Genomic DNA, 20,004 nt, shown 5'->3' on the forward strand with positions numbered 1-20,004 from the left:
GCAGTTCTCCACTCAACGGACGGGCAATTGCAGGGTGCCCTTGTGGGCTTCTTCGGCAAACATCTCGGCAGTGCGCAAACCCGCAGCGGTCATGATGTCGAGGTTGCCGGCGGACTTGGGCAGGAAATCGCCGAGGCCTTCGACCTCGATGAAGATCGACACCTTGCGGCCATCGAAAATCGGCCCGTTGATCAGCTTGTAGCCGGGCACGTAGCGCTGCACTTCCTTGACCATGCTCAGCACCGAAGCGCGGATGGCCTCGCGGTCGGGCTCCTCGTCGGTCAGGCAGTGGATGGTGTCGCGCATCATCAGCGGCGGCTCGGCCGGGTTGATGACGATGATCGCCTTGCCGCGCCGGGCGCCACCGATCTGCTCGACGGCACCGGCGGTGGTGCGGGTGAATTCGTCGATGTTCTGCCGGGTGCCCGGGCCCACCGAGCCGGAAGACACCGTGGCGACGATCTCGCCATAGGCCACCGACTGGATGCGCGACACCGCCGCAACCATGGGGATGGTCGCCTGGCCACCGCAGGTGACCATGTTGACGTTCATCGCCAGCGTCGCCGCATGCTGTTTGAGGTTGACCGGCGGCACGCAGAACGGCCCGATGGCCGCCGGCGTGAGGTCGACCATGATCACCCCCAGCGCGTTGAGCTTGCGGCTGTTGTGCGCATGCACATAGGCCGAAGTGGCATCGAAGGCGATACGAATATCATCGTCGAGTACGTGCGGCAGCAACCCGTCCAGGCCGTCGGCGGTGGTCTTCACGCCCAGTTCGCGGGCGCGCTTGAGGCCTTCGGACTGTGGGTCGACACCGACCATCCACACCGGTTCGATCCACTCGGAGCGACACATTTTCATCAGCAAATCCGTGCCGATGTTACCCGGCCCGATAATGGCCGCTTTCAGTTTCTTGCTCATTCGCGTCAACCTCGCAGGTCAGGCACAGAACGACACCCGGGCGCTGCCCAGGCCGTCGATGGTCAGGGAGAACTGGTCGCCGGCCCTGGCAGGCTCCAACGGCACCAGCGAGCCGGAAAGGATGATTTCCCCGGCCTTGAACGGGATGCCGAAGGCGCCCAGGGTGTTGGCCAGCCAGGCCACCGCGGTCAGCGGGTTGCCCTGCACCGCCGAGCCAAGGCCTTCGCTGATCAGCTCGCCGTTCTTGAACACCTGCATGCGCAGGTTGGGCAGGTCGAGCTGGCGCGGATCGACCTGGCTGTCACCGAGCACGAAAACCCCGCAGGAGGCGTTGTCGGCGACGGTGTCCTGGATGCGGATACGCCAGTCCTGGATGCGTGAATCGACGATCTCGAAACACGGCATGACGTACTCGGTCGCCGCCAGTACGTCGGCCTCGGTGACGCCGGGGCCGACCAGGTCATGCTTGAGCTTGAAGGCAATCTCGCCTTCGGCGCGCGGCTGGATCAGGCGATTGGCGCTCAGGGAAATCTGCGCGTCATCGGCAAAGGCCATCTGCTCGGTGATAAAACCGAAATCCGGCTGGTGCACATCGAGCATGCGCTGCACCGCCGCCGAGGTGACGCCGATCTTCTTGCCGACGATGCGGTCACCCGCCGCCACCCGCCGCTCGATGCTGTAAAGCGAGATATGGTAGGCATCCTCGATGCTGATCTGCGCCCAACGCTCGCTCAACGGCACCAGGGTGCTGCCGCTGCACAGGGCCTGGTACAGCTCTTCGCCATACTGGCGATGCAAATGCTCGCTCATGCCCGTGCCTCCGCGAGGAACGCCAGGCATTCGCGGTTGAACAGTTCGCGGTGCTCGACCATCACCCAGTGCCCGCATTCGCTGAGCAGCACGAAGCGAATCCGGCTGCAGGCGGCAAGCAGGGTCTGCGCGCCGGAAGCCGGGCAGAACTTGTCGTTCATGCCCCAGAAGCCGAGGATCGGGCACTGCAGCGCAGGCAAGCGCGACGCCAGATTGGGTACCTGCATGCTCGACAGTACGCAGGTCGGCTGCTGGCCCACCACCGCGACGCGCTCGGCCACGGTTTCGTCGCTGATCAGCGCCGGGTCGAACAGCTGCAGGCTGAGCAGGCGGCGCATGCCGGCGGCATCGTTGAGCTCGCCGTTGGCAAAGGCGGCGCCCATCTTCTGGATGCCTTCCATTTGCAGGTAGTACTGCTCCTTGTCCATCAGCCCACCTGGGGCCATGAGCACCAGCCGGCTGACCCGCTGCGGCTGGTCCAGCGCCAGCTTGATGGCGATGGCACCGCCCAGGGAGTTGCCGATCAGTACGCAGCGCTGGATATCCAGGGCATCGAGCAACCCGCCCAGGGCACTGACGAAAAAGTCCAGGCTATAGACCGTTTGCGGCTTGCTCGAAGCGCCGTAACCGGGCAGGTCGGGGACGATCACCCGATACCCGGCCGCGGCGAATGCCGGGTAGTTCTGTTTGAAGTTGCTATGCCCGCTGGCGCCCGGGCCGCTGCCGTGGATGAACACCACCGCCTCGCCCGTGCCAACGTCCTGGTAATGCAGCTGCAAACCATCGGGCAGCGTTACCACGTGCCCTTGCGCTGATGCGCCCATGAGGTGTCCTCCCGGCTTGTTGTTGTACCGGGATTATTGAGATCGGCCGCCGCGCCAACATCGTCCGACAGGACTACTAGTCCCTTCGGACGTTGGCCCCTGCCCGTGCGCTGCCTAGCATCCAGCTCATTACTGTGGCGAACACGAGGCAGGCATGCACGACCCTATGGATTTTCGCGGCAAGGTGGTTCTGGTCACCGGTGGTGGCAAAGGTGTGGGCCGCGGCATCAGCCGGCGCTTTCTCGAGTGCGGCGCCGAAGTGGTGATCTGCGGGCGCCAGGCGCCTGCCACATTGCCTGCCAGCGCCGGGCGCGAGGCGCTGTTCCTGGCCTGCGACGTGCGGGACATCGAGCAGGTCCAGCAGATGATGGTGGCGATCGTCGAGCGCTTCGGCCGCCTTGACGTGCTAATCAACAACGCCGGTGGCGCACCCTATGCCGAAGCCGCCAGCGCCTCGCCGCGCTTCAGCGAATCGATCATCCGCCTGAACCTGCTGGCGCCGCTGAACCTCAGTCAGCAGGCCAACCGCATCATGCAGGCCCAGGCCGACGGCGGCAGCATCATCAATATCTGCAGCGTCAGCGCCACCCGCCCTTCCCCCGGCACTGCCGCCTACGGCGCGGCCAAGGCCGGCTTGCTCAACCTGAGCCGCTCGCTGGCGGTAGAGTGGGCACCCAAGGTACGGGTCAACGCCGTCACCGCCGGGCTGATCCTCACCGAGCAGGCAGCCCTGCACTATGGCGATGAAGGCGACCTGGCCGAGGTCGCGGCGACCATCCCGCTGCAACGCCTGGCCAGCCCCGAAGACATCGGTGACAGCTGCCTGTACCTGGCCTCGTCACTGGCCCGTTATGTCAGCGGCGCCGACATTGCCGTGCATGGTGGCGGCGAGCGCCCGGCGTTTCTCGACGCGGCAAAGTCGCAGTAAGCGCTGCCTCCCGCAAGGCCACACCCCGGTGGGGTGGGCCTTGCCTGAGCCCTACTGCGGCTCGCGCACGCTGAGGTTGACCTCGCTCCAGTAGGCTTGCATCGTCTGGATCCGGCCGTGCTCATCAAAGCGCATCACATCGATGACATCCAGTGCACAGGGCTGGCCGTTCCAGACCATCTCGACGCGAAACGGCATCGCCCCGCAGCCGTTATGGCTGGCCCGTACCGGCCCGGTCAGGCAGGCGCGGACCTTGCCCGCGCCCAAACCCTGGCGATAGAACGCGGCAATCTGCTCGCGGCCGTGGATCGGCGGCTGGCCAAACGGGTCTTCGACCGTGGCGTCATCGGCGTACATCTGCACGATCGCCTCGATATCCCCGGCATCGACCAGCTCGATGTAACGGGCCATCAGGCCCTGGACTTCCTGCGCAGTCGGTAGGTTCATGCTCAAGCCACCTCGAACAATGCAGCGGCGCCCATGCCACCGCCAATACACATGCTTACCACCACATAGCGCACGCCGCGGCGCTTGCCCTCGATCAGGGCGTGGCCAACCATGCGCGCACCCGACATGCCAAACGGGTGGCCGATGGCAATCGCCCCGCCGTTGACGTTCAGGCGCTGGTTGTCGATACCCAGGGTATCGCGGCAGTACAAAACCTGGCTGGCGAAGGCTTCATTGAGCTCCCACAGGCCAATGTCCTCGACCCTCAGGCCATGGCGCTTGAGCAGTTTGGGAATGGCGTAGACCGGGCCGATGCCCATCTCATCGGCATTGCAACCGGCCACCGCCAGGCCACGATAGATACCCAGCGGTGCGAGGCCGCGTTGTTCGGCCCGCTTGGCGCTCATCAACACCGAGGCCGATGCGCCGTCAGACAGCTGCGAGGCGTTGCCGGCAGTGATGAAACGCCCGGGCTCGGTCCACTGCCCGCCCTGCCACACCGGCTCCAGCGCGGTGAGGCTGGCCAGGGTGGTGTCGGCGCGATTGCATTCGTCGTGCAGCAAGGTCACGGTCTCGAAGCGGGTCTCGCCGCTGGCCTTGTCGACGATCGCCTTGCGTGTGCTCAGCGGCGCCAGTTCCAGGTCGAACAGGCCAGCGGCTTGCGCCTGGGCGGTGCGCATCTGGCTCTGCAAGGCATAGGCATCCTGCTCGTGGCGCGACACGCCGTAGCGCTGGGCAACGATTTCGCCGGTTTCGATCATCGGGATGTACGCCTGCGGGTCGCGCTCAAGCACGGCGCTGGACTGATTGCGGTAGAGGTTCTTGTGCTTGTTCTGCACCAGCGAGATCGACTCCAGGCCGCCGGCAACGGCGATGTCGATTTCATTGCAGATAATGCCCTTGGCCGCCAGGGCAATGCTCATCAGGCCCGAGGCGCACTGGCGCTCGACGGCCATCCCGGCCACCGACGACGGCAGGCCGCCGGCAATCGCGCACAAGCGCCCGAGGTTGTAGCCCTGGGTGCCCTGCTGGGCGGCGGCGCCGATGATCACATCATCGACCTGGTCGGCCTCGATGCCCGCGCGCCGTACGGCCTCGCGCAGCACATGGCCGCCGAGAGCAGGCGCTTCGGTGTCGTTGAAAGCACCGCGAAAGGCCTTGCCAATCGGCGTGCGGGCGGTAGAAACGATAACGGCTTCATTCATGTTCAAGTGCTCCGATGCCTGGATTCAGGCGGGGTAATAACGGCTGATGGTGTCGACCACACAACCCGGGCGCTGCTGGCCCTCGATTTCGACGCTGACGCGGATCACCGCCTGCACGCCGCCACTGACCTGCTCGGCGCTGATCAGCTGGGCATTGCCCCGCACCCGCGAACCCACCGGCACCACGCTGGGAAAACGCACGCGTTCGCAGCCATAGTTGACGCCCATGGCGATGCCGCGCACGTCGACGATCTGCGGCAGGAACAGGTTGACCAGGGCCAGGCTCAGGTAGCCGTGGGCGATGCAGGCGCCAAACGGGCCGCTGGCAGCGCGCTGCGGGTCGACATGAATCCACTGGTGATCGCCACTGGCCTCGGCGAACAGGTCGATGCGCGCCTGGTCGATGAGCAGCCAGTCGCTGACGCCCAGCACCTCGCCGACGGCTTCGTGCAAGGCGTGCGGCGTGTCGAATATGCGCGTCATGCTCAGGCCCTCTGGCTGGAAACCGACAGCACTTCGCCGGTCATGTACGAGCTGTAGTCGCTGGCCAGGAACATCATCACGTTGGCCACCTCCCAGACTTCGGCGGCGCGACCGAAGGCTTCGTTGGCCGCCAGCTGTTCAAGCACTGCCTGGGGTGCGGAGCGGGCGAGAAAATCATGCAGGGCGATACTCGGGCTGACCGCATTGATGCGGATACCGTGGCTGGCCGCCTCGACCGCCGCGCAACGGGTCAGGGCCATGACCCCGGCCTTGGCCGCGGCGTAGTGCGATTGCTCCTTCTGCGCGCGCCAGCCGAGCACCGAGGCGTTGTTGACGATGACCCCGGCGCGGCGCTCCATCATCTTCGGCAACATCGCGCGGGTCATGCGCATGGTGCCGGTGAGGGTGACGTCGAGCACCCGCTGCCACTCCTGGTCGGGCATGTCGACCAGCGCCCGTGAGCCGCCGAGGCCGGCGTTGTTGATCAGCACATCAACGCCGTGCAGGTCGCGCTCGGCGCAGCTGACCAGGTGCTGCACCTGGGCTTCGTCGGTGACGTTGCACAGCACGCCAAATACCTCGGCAAGCCCGGTGGCCTGGCGAATCTTGCCCACCGCCTCGTACAGGCGGCCTTCGTGGATATCACTGATCATCAAAGCCCGGCAGCCCTCTTCGGCGGCACGCAAGGCGGCGGAAAAACCGATACCGGAACCGGCCGCCGCAGTGATCAGCACGGACTTGCCGCGCAACAGGCCATGGCCCGCTACATAGTTGGGGGTGGACATCGACTAACTCCTTCGGTCAGGGACGCAGGCGCGGTTCTTTGGGCATGCCCAGGGCGCGCTCGGCGATGATGTTGCGCTGGATCTCGTTGCTGCCGCCGTACAGGGTGTCGGCGCGACTGAACAGGTACAGCGATTGCAGCCGGGTGAGCTGGTAGGGCGCGGCCTCGAGCAGTTCGGCGTCGGTGCCGAGCACGTCCATGGCCAGCTTGCCGAGGTTGGCGTGCCAGCTGGACCAGAACAGCTTGTAGATGGTCGCCTCCTTGCGCAGCGCGCCGTCCTGGGCACCGGAGAGCATGCGCAGCGAGTTGTAGCGCATGATCCGCAAGCCGCACCAGGCTTCGGCCAGGCGCTGGCGCAGCAGCGGGTCGCGGGCTGCGCCATTGGCCTTGGCGATGGCGATGACCTCGTTCAGTTCGTTGGCAAACTGCATCTGCTGACCGAGGGTCGAGACCCCGCGCTCGAAGCCGAGCAAGGCCATGGCGATCTTCCAGCCGTCACCCGGCTGGCCGATGAGGTTGGCGGCATCGGTGCTGGCGTTGTCGAAGAACACTTCGTTGAATTCCGAGGTACCGGTCATCTGCTCGATCGGCCGCACACTGATGCCGGCCTGGGCCATCGGCACCAGCAGGAACGACAGGCCGCGATGGCCGACGCTGCCAGGCTCCGTGCGGGCGATCACGAAGCACCAGTCCGACTCGTGGGCCAGCGAGGTCCAGACCTTCTGGCCGTTGATCACCCATCTGCCGTGTTCAAGACTGGCGCGGGTCTTGACGTTGGCAAGATCGGAGCCTGCGCTTGGTTCCGAGTAGCCCTGGCACCAGAACTGCGTGCCGCTGACGATGCCGGGCAGCAGGCGGCGCCTTTGCTCGTCGTTGCCGAAGGCGGCGATGGTCGGCCCGGCCAAGCCTTCGCCGATATGACCCATGCGCCCGGGGCCGCCGGCGCGGGCGTACTCTTCATGGAAGATCACCTGCTGGCTGATCGACAGGCCCCGGCCGCCATGCTCCGGCGCCCAGCCGACACAGGTCCAGCGGCCTTCGGCCAGCTTGCGCTCCCAGGCTTTGCGCTGCTGCGGGTACATGTGTTCGTCGCCCGGACCACCGCGAAAGCGCAGGGGCTCGAACTCACCGCAAAGGTTGCCGGCCAGCCAGTCGGCGACCTCCTGACGAAAGCGCTCGTCCTGTTCACTGAAACTGATCTTCATGGCTGCTCTCCGATGATCAGCGTGGCGATCTGCTGCAGATGCCAGGCCGGTGCGCCGAGGTAGCTCTCGCTGGCGCGGGCACGCTTGAAATACAGGTGTGGGTCGTATTCCCAGGTGAAACCGACGCCGCCATGCAGCTGGATCGACTCCGCCGCACAGTGAAAATAGCTTTGCGAGCACTGCGCCTTGGCCAGGGCGGCGGCCAGCGGCAGCTCGGCGGCCACCTGCGGGTCGCCCTGCGGGTCGAGCACTTCCTGGGCCACACAGGCGGCGTAGTAGCTGGCCGAGCGTGCGCACTCGACCTGCAGCATCATGTCGGCGGCGCGGTGCTTGAGGGCCTGGAAGCTGGCGATCGGGCGGCCGAACTGCTGGCGCTCCTGCATATACGCGACGCTCAGGTCGAGGACCTGCTGGGCCCCGCCGACCTGCTCTGCGGCAAGACCAATGCAGGCCAACTGCAGCACCTTGTGCAAGGCCGGCCAAGCGTTGCCGACCTCACCCAGCAGTGCCTCGGGGCCCAGATAGACGCGGTTGAACTGCAGGCGCGCCAGGCGCCGGGTCTGGTCCATGGTCGGCAGCCACTGGCGCTCGATGCCTTCGCGGCCGGCCTCGACGGCAAACAGGCTGATCCCGCTCTCACTGGTGCTGCCCGGAGTACGGGCAGCAACGATCAACAAGCCGGCGCAGTCGCCGTCGATCACCTGGCCGAACAGGCCATCGACGACAAAGCCCTCGCCTTCGGCGCTGGCCGTGGCCTGGATATCCTCCGCGCCCCAGCCGCTGCCGCGAGTGAACGCCAGGGTGGCGGTGAGGCGGCCCTCGGCAATGGGCGCAAGCCAGGTGTTTTTCTGCGCCTCGTCAGCGGTCATCAGCAAAGCGGGTGTGGCCAGGCAGGCGGTGGCGAAGAACGGTGAGCAGAACAACCGCCGGCCCATCTGTTCGAGCAGGATGTTCAGCTCGACAAAGCCCAGGCCCAGGCCACCGTAGGCCTCGGGGATGTGAATCGCCGGCCAGTACATCTCGGTGCACAGGCGCTGCCAGAGGGCCGGGTCGTAGCCTTTGTCGCTGCCCATGGCCGCGCGCACGGCGGCGCAATTGGAGACATCGGCGAGAAAGCCCTCGGCCGAAGTACGGATCATTTCCTGTTCGTCGCTGAATGCAAATTCCATCGCGGCGCCTTTTACTCGTCTGGCGGATGTACCGGCGAGTGTGGCCAGATGCGTTGGCGGCAGAATCGTTTGCCTCGCCTAGTCCGTATGGCCGATGTGCCTGGATTGCAGCCGATCGCGGGTCAAGCTGAACTGGTCAACAGATTTTGGACACCGGTTTAGGTTCATGCCGCAACCTTGAGCTTTTTCTCCATGGCTACCGGGGTTTCATAGCCGTTGTAGCTGTGGAGACGCTTAAGGTTGTAACGCATCAGATAAGCCTGGATGTCTAACTGTGCTTGCGCTTCGGTTTCGTAACCCTCTGCTGGTATCCACTCAGACTTCAATGCACCGAAGAAGCGCTCCATGACGGCGTTATCCCAGCACTGGCCTCGGTGACTCATGCTCTGTTCCAGACCGTACTCCTCAAGAGCAGCCCTGAATTTATGGCTGGTGTACTGACAGCCCTGATCCGAGTGGAACATCACTCCAGCCGGTCTACCTCTAGATTCGGCCGCCATTCGTAGCGCCTCGCAGGCAAGCCGGGCATCGGCGATCATTGAGAAAGCCCAGCCCACCACTCGGCGAGCATACAAGTCGATCACAGCCGCCAAGTACAGCCAACGCTTGCCTACCTGGATGTAGGTGACATCGCCGCACCACACCTGGTTGACCGTCGAGACGTTGAAGTTTCGCTTGAGCTGGTTACTCGCGATCAATGCTTCTGTGCCCGATGATCGGTAACGATGCGGCCTGCGTTGCTTGCATTGCAGACCGGCTTCCTTCATCAGCATACGTACCTTGTATCGCCCGGCTTTATGGCCAGCACGACGCAATTCCCGAACCAGCGTTCGCGACCCAGCAGAGCTACGAGAGGCCTTGAAAAGGCTGGCCATCGTTGAACGCAGATCCTCTCTGACCGGATCCTTTCGTCCCTGGCGTTTTCGCCATGCGTAGAAACTGCTGCGCCGAACTCCAAGGACGCGACAGCAGTCGAAAACACCAAATTGCTCACTCAGTTCGTTGATCAACGAGAACGATCCTTGGAGTCCCGGAGGAGGGCAGCACTGGCCTTTTTTAGGATTTCGATATCCCGGTCCTTTTGCCGGACTAGCGCTTCCAGCTCCTGGATTCGCTGCTGCTCTGGAGTGATGGCCTTGGCGCCGACTGGTGTTTGACCTTCTCGTTCCTGGCGCAGTTGCTCGACCCAGCGACGAAGCGCGGTCCGCCCTAGACCAAGGCTCTCGCAGACATCAGGGACTGACTCACCATCGTCCAGCACCATCTCGGCAGCTTTGATTTTGAATTCGTTCGAGTAAGATTTTCGCACTGATTTTGCCTCCAATTGGGCGCCATAATAGCGCCCGACGAAGGTGTCCAAAATCATTAGGCCAGTTCAAGCCAGCTCCCACAGTGGATTTGTGCATGTAGGCGACCTGTGGGAGCTGGACTTGCCAGCGATCGAGCGCGCAGCGGTCGCAATCCTAGCCTCATCGCGGGTCAAGTCGAGTCGTCGCACCGCCGCTCCCACAGGAGAGCGCTACACCCGGAACATCTGCATCAACCCCTGCTGATGATTGGCCAGCCGGTTCAACGCCTGGCTGATCTGCGCCGACTCCTCCGCTTGCCCCGACAGCGACTCGGTCACGTCGCGAATCCCCGCTACGTTGCGGTTCACTTCTTCCGCCACGGCGCTTTGCTCCTCGGCCGCCGAGGCGATCTGCAGGTTCATGTCGGTGATCACCGTCACCGCTTCGCCAATACGCTGCAAGGCCGGTAGCGCCTGTTCGGCCTGGGCCACGCTGTCCTGGGCCTGGCGGTGGCTGCTGTGCATGGCCTCGACCACTTCGCGGGTGCCTTGTTGCAGGCCTTCGATCACCACGCGAATTTCGTCTACCGAGTCCTGGGTGCGTTTGGCCAGGTTGCGCACTTCATCGGCCACCACGGCAAAGCCGCGCCCGGCTTCACCGGCACGCGCTGCTTCAATGGCGGCGTTGAGGGCCAGCAGGTTGGTCTGCTCGGCGATGGCGCGGATCACTTCCAGCACCGAGCCGATCTGCTCGCTGCGGCTGGCCAGGTGCTGGACTTCTTCCATGCCGGCGGTCATTTCATTGGCCAGGCGTTCGATGGCCTGGGTGGTGTTGCGGATCATGCTCAAGCCTTCGCGGCTGGCAAGGTCCGCGCCACGCGCCGCTTCCGCCGCTTGTGCGGCGTTGCGGGCGACGTCCTGGGCGGTGGCGCTCATTTCCTGGGAGGCGGTGGCCACCTGGTCGACTTCGCGGTATTGCTGCTGCATGCCGGCGCTGGTCTGGCTGGCAATCGCCGCCGATTGGTCGGCGGTGCTGCGCGCGTCGTGCACCGAGGCTTTGACGTCGGCAATCACCGGTTGCAGCTTGTCGAGGAAGCGGTTGAACCAGTTGGTCAGCTCGCCGAGTTCGTCCTTGTTGGCGTAGTCCAGGCGCCGGGTCAGGTCGCCTTCGCCGCTGGCGATGTCCTTGAGCATCGCCGCCACACCCAAGATCGGTCGAGTGACGCCACGGGCGGTCAGCCAGATCACCACCAGGCCCAGCACCGCGGCAGCCAGGGCCATCAGCAGGCTGCTGAGGTTGGCGCTGCTGTTGTGCGCGTCCAGGCGCGCGTTGAGTTCAATGGCCGGAGCCTGCAGCACTTGTTCCGGCACTTCCAGCAACACGCTCCACGGCTGCGCGCCGGGCACCGGGGCGAACGACTGGCTGACCTGCAGCAAGCCGTTATCGCTGAACTCCGCTGCTTTGCCGGCACGCATCTGCGCGGCCAGGGCGCTGGCGTGCTGGCCGAACACCTCTTCGAATTTCTTGCTCAGTTGCGTGGCATCGCGGCTATGCCCGGCCAGCAAGCCGGCGAGGCTGACGATGCTGACCTGGCCGTTGCCGTCGAACAGCTCCTTGCGCCCGTCCAGGCTCAGTTGCTGCAGGTTGTCGAGGCTGATGTCCAGGCCCATCACGCCGACGATCTTGCCGTCCTGTTTGAGCGGGAAGGCGACGCTGGTCATCAGCGGCGTGCGGTCGCCGACGCTGTCGAAGTACGGATCGACTACGCAGGCCTCGCCGGTTTCCAGCGGGCAGGTGAGCCAGCGGTTGTAGGCTGAGCCGTTGGCCGACAGGCTGGTGTCGGCGAGCATCGATTCGGGCATGGCTTCGGATTCCAGCTCGCCGGGCTTGGGCTGCGACCAGTACAGCGAGAAACGCCCGCTTTCGTTGCTGCCCACGGCGGCCTGGTCGACGAAGGCGGCGTCCTTGCTGTCCAGGGCGTTGGGCAGGAACACCAGGTACAGGCCGAGCAGGTCGGGGTTTTTGCCCAGGGCTTTGCGCGCCTGTTCGGTCAGGTCCTGGCGCAGGTTGTCGTTGCCTTGGGCCTTCAAGAACATCACCAACTGCGCGACGCCATCGCCATACAAATACGCGTCACGAAAGTAGCGCTGGATGTTCGTCGCTTGCAGCTGGGCCGAGGTGTGCAGGCGCAGCCGTGCGTTGTGGTCGAGCATCTGCGTGTTCGCGCTGTTGACCAGGGCGGCGCTGCGGCTCGACTGCATCAGCGTGGCCGCCATCAGCACCACCACGATGGCCAGCAGGCACAGGCCGGCGAGCAAGGTGATCTTCCATTGAATGAGCAGGCGGCGCAGCAGCATGGGGATGTCCTTGTTTTGTTTGTGAAAATAAGAAGAGTGACAGAGGCGTGTCAATTAAATTTTCACGAAGTGTTTCAGGCTTATGTCGAGCTTTTACGGGGTTTCTGATCTAGGTGGCTCTGTTTTGCCGGTTTCAGCGAAATTAGCCTGTTTATAAAAACAGACGGCCTTAAGGCAATTTTTGTAGATCGCCGATTTATATCGACAATATCCGCTGCACCTATTGCCGCCGCCCATGCTTGACCAGCAACTTCTCCAGCTTCTCCCACAACGCAGGCTCGGTGCTGAACGCCACGTTGAAACGCATCCACCCGGTCGCCTGTGAATCGACCATGAACAACTGCCCGGGGCCGAGCATGATGCCTTGCGCCAGGGCGTCATCGACCAGCGCCGCGCTGTCGGCGATGGCCGGGTGGCGGGTCCACAGGTACATGCCTTCGTCGCCTTCGATAAAGCGCTCGAAACCCAGCCGCGTGAGCTGTTCGCTGACCTGCTGCTGAGCCTCGGCCAGGCGCTGGCGCAGGCGCTTGAGGTGCTTGCGCCAGCGGCCGTCGGTGATGGCGGCGTACACCACCCGTTCCATCACCTGCGAGGTGGTCAGGCCCGAGCGCATTTTCAGTTGCAGCAGTTGCTGCATCAGTTCGGGATTGGCCAGCATGAAGCCGACCCGCACGTTCGGCGAGATGCTTTTCGAGTAGCTGCCGACGTACACCACCTGCTGCAAATGATCGAGGCTGGTCAGGCACGGCAGCGGTTCGCTGATCATGTCGGCGTAGAGGTTGTTCTCCACCAGGCGAAAACCGTGGCGCGCCGCCAGTTGCAGCAGGCGGTGCAATTGCGCCAGCGGCGTGCGCGAGGCGGTCGGGCTGTGCAGGTGCGGCTGGGTGAAGAACACCGTCGGGCGATGGTGTTCGAGCAGCCGTTCGAGGTGGTCGAGGTCGTAGCCATTCGGGGTGCGCGGTACGCCCAAAAGGGTCGCGCCCTGAAAGCGCAGGATGCTCATCAGGTTGGGGTAGCCGGGGTCGTCCACCAGCACCACGTCACCGGGGCGCACCAGGGTACGCACGGCCAGGTCCAGGGCCTGGCTGGCGCCGTGGGTGAGCATCAGCTGGTTGGGGTTGGCGACGATGCGCAGGTCCTGTTGCAGGTTCTGCGCGGTGAGGGTGCGCAGCTCCAGCAGGCCCATGGGGTCGCCGTAGCCGCTCAGTTCCAGCACGCTGCTGGCGACCTGGCGCATGCCCCGGCGCAGGCCGTCCTCGAACATCCAGTCGTTGGGCAGCCAGCCGCAACCGGGCTTGAACTCGAGCTGGCGGCTTTCGAAGATCTGCTGCAGGTACCACTCGGAGTTGAATTCCGGCTTGCCTGGCGCAGGTTCGCTGGCCTGGCTTTCGATCAGCTCGACCGCCGAGCGGTTGACGAAGAACCCCGCATTGCCACGGCTGACCAGCAAACCCTGGGCGACCAGGCGGTCGTAGGCCTCGACCACGGTGAAGGTGCTGACCGAGTAGGTGGCGGCGAAGGCGCGGATCGAGGGGACCTTGGCACCGGGTTTGAGGGTCTGGTTCTCGATCAACTCACGCAGCCCGTTGATGATCTGGTTGACCAGCGGGGGCGATGCGTCGGGTCGTAATTCAAGCATGGGGAAGCTGTGCCTTCAGGTGTGCGTAACGCCGGGCGCCTGCAGGAAATCGCGGTGTACTGCATCGGCGGCCTGTACAGTGCAGTGGATTTTTCATCGCGCTGTGCATGGCTCTATTTGTCGGACATTTTTACATTAGGGGTCTGTTATCGCTAGCTAAAGCACGTTGAAGCAGTATGAATAATCACAATGACACTGATGCTTTTACCCTTGGGCGCCGCCCAACCGCTCCTTGCGCACAGATGGCACTGACCCGCCATCGCGCCATTGCACCGTTCAATCCGACCAGAGGCACTCCGCTGGCCCCGTGAGCAGCGTCGCCGACCCATGACCTGGGCCGGGCGATTTCGGCTGCCCGCACGTTTACCGATTCGAATGGGTGAGACCGCTGTAGCAGGCGGTCTCTCGAGTTTCCTTGCATAAAAAGAACACGAGGTAGCTACTGATGGACGCAACATCCACATCCACTTCCACAGCGAAGGTGGAGCACGAGAGCAAGCTCAGCGCTTCGCTCAAGTCTCGTCACCTGACCATGATGTCGATCGCCGGGGTTATCGGCGGCGCATTGTTCGTCGGCTCCGGCAGTGTGATTCACAGCGCCGGCCCCGCGGCCATTCTGGCCTACCTGGCCGGCGGCATCCTGGTGGTGCTGATCATGCGCATGCTCGGTGAAATGGCGACTTCGTCGCCCGATACCGGCTCGTTCTCCACCTATGCCGAGCGCGCCATTGGCCGCTGGGCGGGTTTCACCATCGGCTGGTTGTACTGGTGGTTCTGGGTCATCCTGATGGCCTGGGAAGCCTATGTCGCCGGCAAGATCCTGCACGGCTGGTTCCCCTCGATCAGCGTCAACGTCTTCGTCCTGGCCACCACCCTGGTGCTGATCAGCGTCAACTTCTTCAACGTCAAGCACTACGGCGAGTTCGAGTTCTGGTTCGCCTTGATAAAGGTGGTGGCGATCATCTGTTTCCTGGTGGTCTGCGGGTTGGCGGTGGTCAACCTGTGGCCCACCGGTGAAGTCCACGGCCTGAGCAACCTCACCGCGCAAGGCTTCATGCCCAACGGCATGGAGGCGGTGGTGGTGGCCATGCTCGGGGTGATGTTCGCCTTCCTCGGTGCGGAAATCGTCACCATCGCTGCCGCCGAGTCGAAGAACCCCTCGGAGCAGATCGTCAAGGCGACCAACTCGGTGGTCTGGCGGGTGTGCCTGTTCTATGTCGGTTCGATCTTCCTGATCGTTGCCCTGGTGCCGTGGAACGACCCGCTGATGGGCACCTCGGGCTATGGCTCGTACCGTCGGACCCTGGAGCTGCTGGGCATTCCCGGTGCCGAGTTGGTGATGAACTTCGTGGTGCTGACCTCGGTGAGCAGCTGCCTGATCTCGGCGCACTACACCGCCTCGCGCATGCTGTTCTCGCTGTCGACCCGTGGTGATGCGCCGTCGTTCTTCAAGATCACCCGTGCCGGTACCGGCGTGCCGGTGTTCTCGATCATCGGCTCGTGCTCGGTGGCGGTGTTTGTGGCCCTGATCAACTTCAGCGAAACCCTGCGCCCGAAAGACGTGCTCGATGTGCTGATGAACACCACCGGCATGATCGCCTTGCTGGTGTACCTGGTGATTGCTTTCTCGCAACTGAAGATGCGCCGCAAGCTCGAAGCCGAAGGCAAGCCGATCCGCCTGAAAATGTGGCTGTTCCCGTGGCTGACCTACCTGGTGATCGTGTTCATCATCGGCTGCCTGGTGACCATGGCGTTTGTGCCGGACTACCAGGTGCTGGTGTTCTCCACCGGTGCGGCGGCGATTGTCGTGGCCTTGATGGGCGCGGTGTTGCACGTGCGGGCGGCGAAAAAAGCGTTGTCCTGAAGCGCCCGATCGCGGGGCAAGCCCGCTCCCACAGGATTTGTGTTGTACACATGACCTGTGGGAGCTGGCTTGCCAGCGATGAGGCCCTCAAACCACCCGCAAAATCTCCCCCACCAGCCAGCCCAGCGCCCGGTCCTGACCGCGCTGGGCCAGGTGCACCAGCTCAAGCTCAAACGCCTCCAACGCAAACGGCAAGTCATGCAGCTGCAACGGCAGCAGCGTGGCGAAGTGGCGTGCCAGTTGCGTCGGCAGCACCACGCACAAATCCGACGCCGCCACCAGGTGCGCCGCCTGCAGGTAGTTGGGCGTGGTGTAGACGATCTGCCGCGCCAACCCTTGCTCCCCGAGCCATTGATCGACCATGCCGCGCGTCTGCCCGCCATGCACCCAGAGGTGACGCAGGCGCAAAAACGTGTCGAGGTCCAGTGCGCCGCTCACCAGCGGATGCTCCTTGCGCAGGGCAATCTGCAGGGTCTCGCTGCGCCAGTGATGACGGGCAAAACGCGCCGGAATCTCATCGAAGCGCCCCAGCACCAGGTCCAGCTGGCCCCGGTCCAGGGCATCCACCGGCAGGCTCGGCGCCAGCGGGGCGATGTCCAGGCGCAGGTTCGGCGCACGGTCCTGCAGGCGGCGCAGCAGGCCTGGCATGCACAACTGCTCGACGAAGTCGGTCATGGCGATGCGAAAGGTCTGCCGGCTCAGGCGCGGGTCGAAGCTTTCGCCGACGTTGAGGGTCTGCTCGATCTGTTGCAGCGCCGAGCGGATCGGCCCTTCCAGGGCCAGGGCCTTGGGCGTCGGTTGCATGCGCCGGCCGATGCGCACCAGCAGCGGGTCGTCGAGCAATTCGCGCAGGCGCGCCAGGGCGTTGCTCACCGTCGGTTGGCTGAGGGCCAGGCGCTCGGCGGCGCGTGAGACGTTCTGCTCGCGCAGCAGCACGTCGAGGATGCGCAGCAGGTTGAGGTCGAAGGTGTTTATATTCATTTCGCAAATATCACGCATATGAAAATGAAATTTCTCAAATAGTAGGCAGCTGCTTACGGTGTCGGCAATCCTTCTTTTCGACTTAGGGGTGCCGGTGTGAGCAATGCATTCGATGGGCAACAGGCTGCGGTGGTAGGGGCGGGAACCATGGGCCGGGGGATTGTCATCAGCCTGGCCAGTGCCGGCATCCCGGTGCTGTGGCTCGATGCCAGCCCGCAGATGGTCACCGCAGGCCTGAAGATGGCCGCCGACACCTGGGCCCACCAGGTGGTCAAGGGCCGCATCAGTGAGGAACAGGCCGAGCGAAACCTCGCGCGCATTCAGGCGGTGGACGACTACGCGGCGCTGGCCGATGTCGACCTGGTGATCGAGGCGGTGTACGAAAACCTCGAGCTCAAGCAGGAAATCTTCCGTACCCTGGACCGCACCCTCAATCCCGGTGCGATCCTCGCCAGCAACACCTCGGCGCTGGATATCGATGCGATTGCCGCTGTCACCCAGCGTCCGCAACAGGTACTGGGCCTGCATTTCTTCAGCCCGGCACACATCATGAAACTGCTGGAGATCGTCCGCGGCCAGCAGACCTCGGCCACCGTGCTCGACCAGGCCAAAGCCCTGGGCCAGCGCCTGGGCAAAATCGCCGTGGTGGCCGGCAACTGCCGCGGCTTTATCGGCAACCGCATGCTCAAAACCTACGCCGACGAGGCGCGCAAGATGCTCCTTGAAGGTGCGCTGCCACAGCAGGTCGACGGCGCCTTGCAGGCGTTCGGTTTTGCCATGGGCCCGTTTCGCATGTACGACGTGGTTGGCGTCGATCTGGAGTGGCGCGCCCGGAAACTGGCCGGGCAGGGCATGGACAGCCCGCTGGTGCAGGTCGACAACGCCCTGTGCGACCTCGGCCGCTTCGGCCAGAAGGCCGGCCTTGGTTATTACCAGTATGCCGAGGGCAGCCGCGAAGCCGAGCACGATCCTGAGGTCGATGCCCTGATCGAGCGAATCGCTACCGGCCTGGGCTATCGCCGCCGGCTGATCAGCGACCCGGAAATCGTCGAGCGCAGCCTGCTGGCGCTGGTCAACGAAGGGGCGAAGATCCTTGAGGAGAATATCGCCGCCAACAGCCACGACATCGACCTGGTCTACCTCAACGGTTACGGCTTCCCGGCCGCGGTCGGCGGACCGCTGCACTGGGCCGATGGCCAGGGTCTGGCCTCGATCCAGGAGCGTCTGCAACGTTTGCAACGCATGCTCGGCGAACATTGGTGGCCAGCCGCGCTGATTGCCCGGCTGGTGGCCGCTGGCAAAGGCTTTGCCGCTGTACAGGAGGGCCGGGTATGAGTTACCAGGCACCGCTGCGCGATATGCGTTTCGTGCTGCACGAGCTGTTCGATGCCAGTGGCCATTGCCAGCAACTGGGCAATGGCCTGGACCGCGAAACCATCGATGGCGTGCTCGAAGAAGCCGCACGCTTTGCCGCCGAAGTGGTGGCGCCGCTCAATCGCAACAGCGACGAGCAGGGCTGCCGTTTGCAGGACGGCCAGGTGACTACCCCGGATGGCTTTCGTCAGGCCTACAAGCTGTACGTCGAGCAAGGTTGGGCGAGCATGACCGGGCCGCTGGAATTCGGCGGCCAGGGTTTCCCGCAGATGGTCTCGGCCAGTTTTCACGAGATGCTGATGGCTGCGTCGCTGTCGTTCCGAATCTATTCCGGGCTCACCGAAGGCACGGTGCTGGCGCTGGAGCGCCACGGCAGCGCCGAGCTCAAGCAGCGCTACCTGGCGCAACTGGTCAGCGGCGAATGGACCGGCACCATGTGCCTCACCGAACCCCAGGCCGGCACCGACCTGGCCTTGCTGCGCACCCGTGCCTTGCCCCAGGCCGACGGCAGCTACCAGCTCAGCGGCAGCAAGATTTTCATCAGCGGCGGCGAGCAGGACCTGAGCGCCAACATTATCCACCTGGTGCTGGCGCGCTTGCCCGAGGCACCGCCCGGGGTCAAGGGCATCAGCCTGTTCCTGGTGCCCAAGGTGCTGGTGAATGCCGACGGCACCCTCGGCGAGCGCAATGCCTTGAGCTGCGGTGCGCTGGAACACAAGATGGGCATCAAGGGCGCGTCCACCTGTGTGATGAATTTCGACGGCGCCACCGGCTGGCTGGTGGGGGAGGCCAACCAGGGCCTGGCCTGCATGTTCAGCATGATGAACGACGCGCGCTTTCAGGTCGGCCTGCAGGGCCTGGGCATCGCCGAAGCGGCGTTCCAGGGCGGCCTGGCCTATGCCCGTGAGCGCCTGCAGTCACGGGCCATCAGCGGCCCGGTGGCGCCGAACAAAGCCGCCGACCCGATCATCGTCCACCCCGATGTGCGGCGCATGCTGCTGACCCAGAAAACCCTGAGCGAAGGCTGCCGCATGCTCGCCGCCTACACCGCCCGCCAGCTCGACCTTGAACACGGCTGCAGCAATGCCAGGCGGCGCGCGGCCTTGCTGATCCCGATCGTCAAAGCCTTCTTTACCGACTGCGGCCAGGAAGTCGCCAGCCTCGGCGTACAGCTGTTCGGCGGCCATGGCTTTATCCGCGAGTGGGGCATGGAGCAACTGATGCGCGACAGCCGCATCACCCAGCTGTACGAGGGCACCAATGGCATCCAGGCCCTGGACCTGATTCGCCGCAAGCTGCTCGGCGATGGCGGCAGTGAGCTCAATGCGCTGATCGATGAGCTGGCAACGCAGGTGGCCCAGGCTACCCATCAGCCGCCGATGGCCGAGCGGGTAGGGCAGTGCCTGGAGGAGTGGCGGGCGCTGGGCGAGTCGGTGCTGCAAGCCTGCCGCCAGGACCCCGAAGAGATCGGTGCGGTGTCGGTGGATTTTCTCGCCTACTCGGCCTATGTGTTGTTGGCGGCGCTGTGGTTGCAGGCGGCGGAGCGTGCCAGTTCCGCCCTGGCGGCCGGCAGCAGTGAAGCGCCGTTCTACCAGGCCAAGCTGCATTCTGCGGACTTTTACCTTCGCCGGATTTTGCCGCGTGCAGGCGCTCATCGCCAGGCGTTGCTGGCCGGCGCCGGCTGCCTGATGAGTTTGCCAGAGGCCGATTTCGCCTTCTGATTT

Annotated in this window: 17 protein-coding genes and 1 pseudogene; 4 read left to right on the top strand and 14 right to left on the bottom strand. The window is 64.3% G+C overall.

Going from position 1 to position 20,004, the window contains the following annotated elements:
• Positions 1-12: 12 nt before the first annotated feature.
• Genes CCOS864_RS16965 through CCOS864_RS16975 form a run of 3 tightly spaced genes read right to left on the bottom strand, consistent with a single transcriptional unit; the run spans position 13 to position 2,555 of the window.
• Positions 13-921, bottom strand: a complete 909-nt coding sequence (locus tag CCOS864_RS16965; protein WP_115087506.1) for an acetaldehyde dehydrogenase (acetylating) — start codon at positions 919-921, stop codon at positions 13-15.
• A gap of 18 nt (positions 922-939) precedes the next feature.
• Positions 940-1,731, bottom strand: coding sequence for a fumarylacetoacetate hydrolase family protein (locus CCOS864_RS16970; protein WP_115087507.1), 792 nt, complete (start codon positions 1,729-1,731; stop codon positions 940-942).
• Entirely contained in the window at positions 1,728-2,555 is an 828-nt protein-coding gene (locus CCOS864_RS16975; RefSeq protein ID WP_115087508.1) for an alpha/beta fold hydrolase, read from the bottom strand. The genes CCOS864_RS16970 and CCOS864_RS16975 overlap by 4 nt, the downstream gene beginning before the upstream one ends.
• A gap of 154 nt (positions 2,556-2,709) precedes the next feature.
• On the opposite strand from CCOS864_RS16975, the gene CCOS864_RS16980 reads away from it, so the two are divergent.
• Complete coding sequence (locus CCOS864_RS16980) at positions 2,710-3,483, top strand: SDR family oxidoreductase (protein ID WP_115087509.1); 774 nt, start codon at positions 2,710-2,712, stop codon at positions 3,481-3,483.
• A gap of 51 nt (positions 3,484-3,534) precedes the next feature.
• On the opposite strand, the gene CCOS864_RS16985 is transcribed toward CCOS864_RS16980, so the two are convergent.
• From CCOS864_RS16985 to CCOS864_RS17025, 10 genes and pseudogenes are all read right to left on the bottom strand, one after another.
• Positions 3,535-3,930: a steroid Delta-isomerase gene (locus tag CCOS864_RS16985; protein WP_115087510.1), complete on the bottom strand. Its 396-nt coding sequence runs from the start codon at positions 3,928-3,930 to the stop codon at positions 3,535-3,537.
• A 2-nt stretch (positions 3,931-3,932) separates the two neighbouring features.
• Entirely contained in the window at positions 3,933-5,135 is a 1,203-nt protein-coding gene (locus CCOS864_RS16990; protein WP_115087511.1) for an acetyl-CoA C-acyltransferase, read from the bottom strand.
• A 24-nt stretch (positions 5,136-5,159) separates the two neighbouring features.
• Positions 5,160-5,618: a MaoC family dehydratase gene (locus CCOS864_RS16995; RefSeq protein ID WP_115087512.1), complete on the bottom strand. Its 459-nt coding sequence runs from the start codon at positions 5,616-5,618 to the stop codon at positions 5,160-5,162.
• 2 nt (positions 5,619-5,620) lie between these two features.
• Entirely contained in the window at positions 5,621-6,403 is a 783-nt protein-coding gene (locus CCOS864_RS17000) for an SDR family oxidoreductase (protein ID WP_115087513.1), read from the bottom strand.
• Positions 6,404-6,419: 16 nt separating this feature from the next.
• Positions 6,420-7,607, bottom strand: a complete 1,188-nt coding sequence (locus CCOS864_RS17005) for an acyl-CoA dehydrogenase family protein (RefSeq protein ID WP_115087514.1) — start codon at positions 7,605-7,607, stop codon at positions 6,420-6,422.
• Positions 7,604-8,776, bottom strand: coding sequence for an acyl-CoA dehydrogenase family protein (locus CCOS864_RS17010; protein WP_115087515.1), 1,173 nt, complete (start codon positions 8,774-8,776; stop codon positions 7,604-7,606). The genes CCOS864_RS17005 and CCOS864_RS17010 overlap by 4 nt, the downstream gene beginning before the upstream one ends.
• A 164-nt stretch (positions 8,777-8,940) precedes the next feature.
• Positions 8,941-10,142 (bottom strand): IS3 family transposase gene (locus tag CCOS864_RS17015; protein WP_420849238.1). Its coding sequence is split into 2 segments (ribosomal slippage): positions 8,941-9,812 and positions 9,812-10,142, totalling 1,203 coding nucleotides; the frame shifts between segments, so codons are not numbered across the junction.
• A 153-nt stretch (positions 10,143-10,295) separates the two neighbouring features.
• Positions 10,296-11,051 carry a methyl-accepting chemotaxis protein gene (locus CCOS864_RS28770; protein WP_420849239.1) on the bottom strand — a complete coding sequence of 252 codons (756 nt, stop codon included), beginning with the start codon at positions 11,049-11,051 and terminating at the stop codon, positions 10,296-10,298.
• Positions 11,052-11,153: 102 nt separating this feature from the next.
• Positions 11,154-12,422: pseudogene (locus CCOS864_RS28775) on the bottom strand (methyl-accepting chemotaxis protein); the annotation flags it as partial.
• A 220-nt stretch (positions 12,423-12,642) separates the two neighbouring features.
• Entirely contained in the window at positions 12,643-14,061 is a 1,419-nt protein-coding gene (locus CCOS864_RS17025) for an aminotransferase-like domain-containing protein (protein ID WP_115087517.1), read from the bottom strand.
• A 445-nt stretch (positions 14,062-14,506) separates the two neighbouring features.
• On the opposite strand from CCOS864_RS17025, the gene CCOS864_RS17030 reads away from it, so the two are divergent.
• A complete protein-coding gene (locus CCOS864_RS17030; protein ID WP_115087518.1) occupies positions 14,507-15,925 on the top strand; it encodes an amino acid permease in 1,419 nt (472 codons plus the stop codon).
• A gap of 87 nt (positions 15,926-16,012) precedes the next feature.
• Here CCOS864_RS17030 and CCOS864_RS17035 read toward each other — a convergent pair whose 3' ends face one another.
• On the bottom strand, positions 16,013-16,906 hold the full coding sequence (locus CCOS864_RS17035) for a LysR family transcriptional regulator (protein ID WP_115087669.1): 894 nt from the start codon (positions 16,904-16,906) through the stop codon (positions 16,013-16,015).
• Positions 16,907-17,002: 96 nt separating this feature from the next.
• Here CCOS864_RS17035 and CCOS864_RS17040 point away from each other — a divergent pair, with 96 nt between their 5' ends.
• Together CCOS864_RS17040 and CCOS864_RS17045 are read left to right on the top strand one after the other, a co-directional pair.
• Complete coding sequence (locus CCOS864_RS17040; protein WP_115087519.1) at positions 17,003-18,241, top strand: 3-hydroxyacyl-CoA dehydrogenase; 1,239 nt, start codon at positions 17,003-17,005, stop codon at positions 18,239-18,241.
• Positions 18,238-20,001, top strand: coding sequence for an acyl-CoA dehydrogenase C-terminal domain-containing protein (locus tag CCOS864_RS17045; RefSeq protein WP_115087520.1), 1,764 nt, complete (start codon positions 18,238-18,240; stop codon positions 19,999-20,001). The genes CCOS864_RS17040 and CCOS864_RS17045 overlap by 4 nt, the downstream gene beginning before the upstream one ends.
• The last annotated feature ends 3 nt before the right edge of the window (positions 20,002-20,004 follow it).

The sequence above is a fragment of the Pseudomonas wadenswilerensis genome (assembly GCF_900497695.1).
Taxonomy (GTDB): Bacteria; Pseudomonadota; Gammaproteobacteria; order Pseudomonadales; family Pseudomonadaceae; genus Aquipseudomonas; species Aquipseudomonas wadenswilerensis.